The following is a 3748-nucleotide window of genomic DNA, read 5'->3' as shown; positions in this document are numbered from 1 at the left end:
TGTGCCCATTTCCTAACGAGAACCATCTGACGGCGCGAAATCGGCGAAAAAGGGGCAAAACAGCCCGGTGTTTAATCGCTTCTTAAACAGCCTTTGAAAACCGGGCGATTTTTCGACCTTTCCCCGAAAATTGTACATTTCGTTTTGTCGAAAAATCGGGCACTTTTGGGGTTGGAGTGAGTGTTGGGGTGAGTATTGGGGTGAGTTTTTTTGCCGATTCAACCCCCTATAATGCCACTTTTCGAGCAAAAAACGGGCATTTTTAAGCGATATGCCCCCCTATAATACCCAAAAAACAGGGGTTTTACCCACTCAATAATAGCATCTAAACCGTTGATAGGATGGCTATTGTAATATTGAGATAAGAAAAAAACGGACGCAAAATAAATTTCGCGTCCGTTTTTTATGTGTTTTAGCCCCTATTCGGCCCTTACTACACCTATAACAAGCGCAAGGGAATGAATGCGTGATTTTTCAATCTCGAAAGGTTCATAATCGGGATTTTCGGAGACCACCATGATGTGTTGATCGTCCTTCCCCCGGCGCACCCGTTTGATAAGTACGCCTTGATCGCTGTCGATGACATAGGTGCGGTTCCATTGGAAGAAAGCATCGAACGGAAGCCGCTTACAGGCCACAATGTCGCCGCTAAAGTATTTCGGTTGCATGGAATCTCCTTTCACAGGAATCAAAAAGTCGGCTCCTTTGAACATCGGAACGATGTAATGGTCGCATTCAAAATCCATGACAGCCGTACTGTTCTCAGTCAGTACTCCAGCCATCGCATCAATAGGGATTAGCGGTATCCCTTCGGTGCTCTTGTATGCAGGGGCATCTTCACATAAAAGATGCAAGTCTTCATCTTCGTTCTTGAGCATTTTTCCTTTGCCTGTCAGGAGCCATATTGGATTAAGATCCGCAAACTCATTAAGAATATTTTCTAATATCGAAGAGCCTATGCTCTTATTCTCTTTCACGGCTTTAGAAATACTGCCGCGAGACGCTCCTATGGCATTTTCAAAGGCATAGTAGCTTATGCCCTTATTTTTAATGAATTGACCGAGTCGTTGTGCCGTCATAAGAAAAAAATCCTATAAAAGATTTGATTATATGAAAATAATCATATGGTTTCAAATGTAACCCCGGCAACAAATATACGAAAATAATTGAATCTATGGCAAAAGTACTCGTGGAGCATGGCGAGGTCGCAAAACTGGCGCGGCTGTTCGGGATAGCCCGAAAAACCGTCAGTGAGGCATTGAGTGGTCAGACCAATACCGACCTCGCAAAGAAAATTCGCAAAGTTGCAATCGACCGCGGCGGAGTAGTTCAACCGACACGAATTTATAAACGATAATACCATGAACAACACACGCAGAAAACACCTCCGGGAGCTTATCGAAAAGACGGAGGGTATTAAGTCGGAGATCGAGGAGATCAGAACCGAAGAGGAGGAGTATTACAACAACATGCCCGAAGCCTTCCAAGACGGCGATAAAGGCGACCGCGCCCAGACGGTGATCGAGTACCTCGACGAAGCGATGACGGCCGCGGGTGATGTCATCGAGAACCTAACCTCGGCGGCAGAATAACCAAACCCCTATGAAACGCTTTCTGAAATACTGGGCTATCCAACTGCTGGGGCGTGAGTTCGTCGCCCTGCCCGTAAGGTGCAAGATGACCGGACTGTGGTGGTGTTCCGCGCAGATGTTGATGTGCAGTTGGGCAGACACCAATCCGGGCTGGTCGGCATGGTTAGTAATCGCAAATTTCGTGGGCAGTTGTTTCGCGGTGATGACAACTTTTAAAATGGCAAAGAAATGAAAATCTTGTATTTGCCGCTCAAAAAGGAATGGTACAATGCTATCGAAAGCGGCGATAAGCGCGAGGAGTACCGAGAGTTCACTCGCTATTGGATTTCAAGGCTATGCCAAAACGTCAAATTTGATGGGGCTCTGTGCGTCGAATTTGTCGAAAAAGATTTTGATGCCGTGTGCTTTTCTTACGGTTACACCAAGCGTCGCATGCTTTGGGAATGCAAAGGGATTGAGGTCGGACAAGGTCTTAAGGAATGGGGCGCACCCGACTACGAGACATTTATTATCAAATTGGGAAAGAGATTATAAAACAGAATAACATGAAAACGCAACAAATCGAAGAGGTCAGAAAATTCAACGAAAAAGTTAGTGCTACTTGTCAAGCTCGCTTACAAGAGTCTGCAACTCGCGGTAATGGCAACGTTTAAAACAACCAAATAACTTTCAAACTATGATTACCAAAACAACAACTCCGCTTATCTCTGACTGTAATGAGCCACAGATAATAGGAAGCCAAACCGAATATCGTGTATTCGGCCTGCTGATCTACAGAAAGATTCTATACTTCCCGAATAAATACGGGATAGATTCGTGGGATGAATATCCCTATCGAATCTGATCCATGACTTTCAGCGCCTCGCGTTCTAACTCATCCACATAGCTCTGTAAAGGAGCGCTACGCATCCCGCCCTTAACCGAGTGTTCGAGTTTTTCGAGACGTTTGAGTAGAATAGCAAGTTCCGCCTTGATCAGTTTAAGATCATTATCCATGATACAGTTTTTTAGTTAAAAGGTTTCGCAACCGTAAAATTAACTAAAAATCCCGTGAATGCAAAGGCATTACTCCGGAGCGATACCGGCACGGGAGCAACAACAAAAGGTTGAACAATGGAAGTTTATGAAAATAGGCTTTGTATCACACACGGGGAACTGGCGGCGGGAATTATGTCACCGGACCTGATAAAGTGGTATCGACGCGAAAATAAGCTTGAACAGCTATGTCGTGGCGGCAACGGCCGTGAGGCTCTGTTCGCCGTGGATAGTCTGCCTGTGAAATACAAAAACGAGGTTTACCGCCGCTACCCCGATCTGCAAGCGCAGGCCGCGAGCAAGAAGTTTATCGACGAGATCGTCCCGGATGGAGTTGCGATGAATTTCTATGCGGAGTATAAAATCGACGGCACCCGCGGCTTGGACTTCACCAAGCAGCAGGAGTACGCCAATAACGCCGCAATACTCGAAGCGTTTCGGGTACGGTTGGAAAAATGTATATCGCAACGCCAGCGCGTGGGCAAGCTACGGACACTTAAAAAGAAAGATTTTTGGGCGAATGCGGCAAAGGCGCTGCCCCGTATCGCCGACCGATTCCCGCACTCTCTGCCCGAAAATCCGCGCCGTTTGCAGGAGAAATTTAACGAGTTCTTCCGGGGCGGTAAAGCGAACTACGAGGTGCTGATCTCCGGCAAGTTCCAAAATGCGAACGCCGCGAAAGTCGAGAGCGACGATCAGAAGGCCACGATACTCAAATTGATTTCCGACCCCCGCAACCTGAACGACAAGCAGGTCGTGATGATCTACAATGCCGTTGCCGAGCAACTTGGCTGGAAGACGATCACGGAACGCCCCGTGCAGGAAATGCGCAAAAAGTACGGGCTGGAAACGGCGGCCGGACGCTTGGGCGCTTCGGAGTTCTACAATAACCGCGCGATGCAGGTGAAACGCCGCCGCCCGGCGTTGCCGCTCTACATGTGGAGCCTCGACGGCTGGGATGTGGAGTTGTATTTCCAGCGGACTGCCACCGACAAGAACGGCTACACCGTCACGACCTACTCGAACCGTCTCACCGTGGTTGTAGTCCTCGACCCCTGTACGAACTACCCGATAGGCTACGCCATCGGCGAGCAGGAGAACTCGGCGCTGATAAAAGAGGC

The 3748-nt window shown here is 47.9% G+C and carries 6 protein-coding genes and 1 pseudogene; 5 read left to right on the top strand and 2 right to left on the bottom strand.

All coding sequences use genetic code 11. From position 1 onward, the window contains the following. Positions 1-419: 419 nt before the first annotated feature. Entirely contained in the window at positions 420-1079 is a 660-nt protein-coding gene (locus QVP03_RS06260) for a S24 family peptidase (RefSeq protein WP_022332664.1), read from the bottom strand. A gap of 95 nt (positions 1080-1174) precedes the next feature. Between QVP03_RS06260 and QVP03_RS06255 the strand changes: the two genes are divergently transcribed. From QVP03_RS06255 to QVP03_RS06240, 4 genes are read left to right on the top strand one after another with little or no spacing between them, the layout of a single operon-like run. After that, entirely contained in the window at positions 1175-1357 is a 183-nt protein-coding gene (locus tag QVP03_RS06255; protein WP_022332663.1) for a hypothetical protein, read from the top strand. A gap of 4 nt (positions 1358-1361) precedes the next feature. After that, positions 1362-1592, top strand: a complete 231-nt coding sequence (locus QVP03_RS06250) for a hypothetical protein (protein ID WP_022332662.1) — start codon at positions 1362-1364, stop codon at positions 1590-1592. A 10-nt stretch (positions 1593-1602) separates the two neighbouring features. Further along, positions 1603-1824, top strand: coding sequence for a hypothetical protein (locus QVP03_RS06245; RefSeq protein WP_022332661.1), 222 nt, complete (start codon positions 1603-1605; stop codon positions 1822-1824). Next, positions 1821-2126, top strand: a complete 306-nt coding sequence (locus QVP03_RS06240; RefSeq protein WP_022332660.1) for a hypothetical protein — start codon at positions 1821-1823, stop codon at positions 2124-2126. The genes QVP03_RS06245 and QVP03_RS06240 overlap by 4 nt, the downstream gene beginning before the upstream one ends. Before the next feature lie 297 nt (positions 2127-2423). On the opposite strand, the gene QVP03_RS06235 is transcribed toward QVP03_RS06240, so the two are convergent. Then, complete coding sequence (locus QVP03_RS06235; protein WP_022332658.1) at positions 2424-2588, bottom strand: hypothetical protein; 165 nt, start codon at positions 2586-2588, stop codon at positions 2424-2426. A gap of 279 nt (positions 2589-2867) precedes the next feature. Here QVP03_RS06235 and QVP03_RS06230 point away from each other — a divergent pair. Beyond that, positions 2868-3748 (top strand): annotated as a pseudogene (locus tag QVP03_RS06230) (hypothetical protein); the annotation flags it as partial.

It is taken from the genome of Alistipes sp. CAG:29, from assembly GCF_000435435.1.
Classification (GTDB): Bacteria; Bacteroidota; Bacteroidia; order Bacteroidales; family Rikenellaceae; genus Alistipes; species Alistipes onderdonkii.
The sequence above is the reverse complement of the archived record's forward strand: the minus strand, read 5'-3'. Positions and strand labels throughout refer to the sequence as shown.

Coding starts and splice junctions, on each gene's coding strand:
- QVP03_RS06260 (WP_022332664.1), bottom strand. CDS start 1,079: ATGACGGCACAACGACTCGGTCAATTCATTAAAAATAAGGGCATAAGC.
- QVP03_RS06255 (WP_022332663.1), top strand. CDS start 1,175: ATGGCAAAAGTACTCGTGGAGCATGGCGAGGTCGCAAAACTGGCGCGG.
- QVP03_RS06250 (WP_022332662.1), top strand. CDS start 1,362: ATGAACAACACACGCAGAAAACACCTCCGGGAGCTTATCGAAAAGACG.
- QVP03_RS06245 (WP_022332661.1), top strand. CDS start 1,603: ATGAAACGCTTTCTGAAATACTGGGCTATCCAACTGCTGGGGCGTGAG.
- QVP03_RS06240 (WP_022332660.1), top strand. CDS start 1,821: ATGAAAATCTTGTATTTGCCGCTCAAAAAGGAATGGTACAATGCTATC.
- QVP03_RS06235 (WP_022332658.1), bottom strand. CDS start 2,588: ATGGATAATGATCTTAAACTGATCAAGGCGGAACTTGCTATTCTACTC.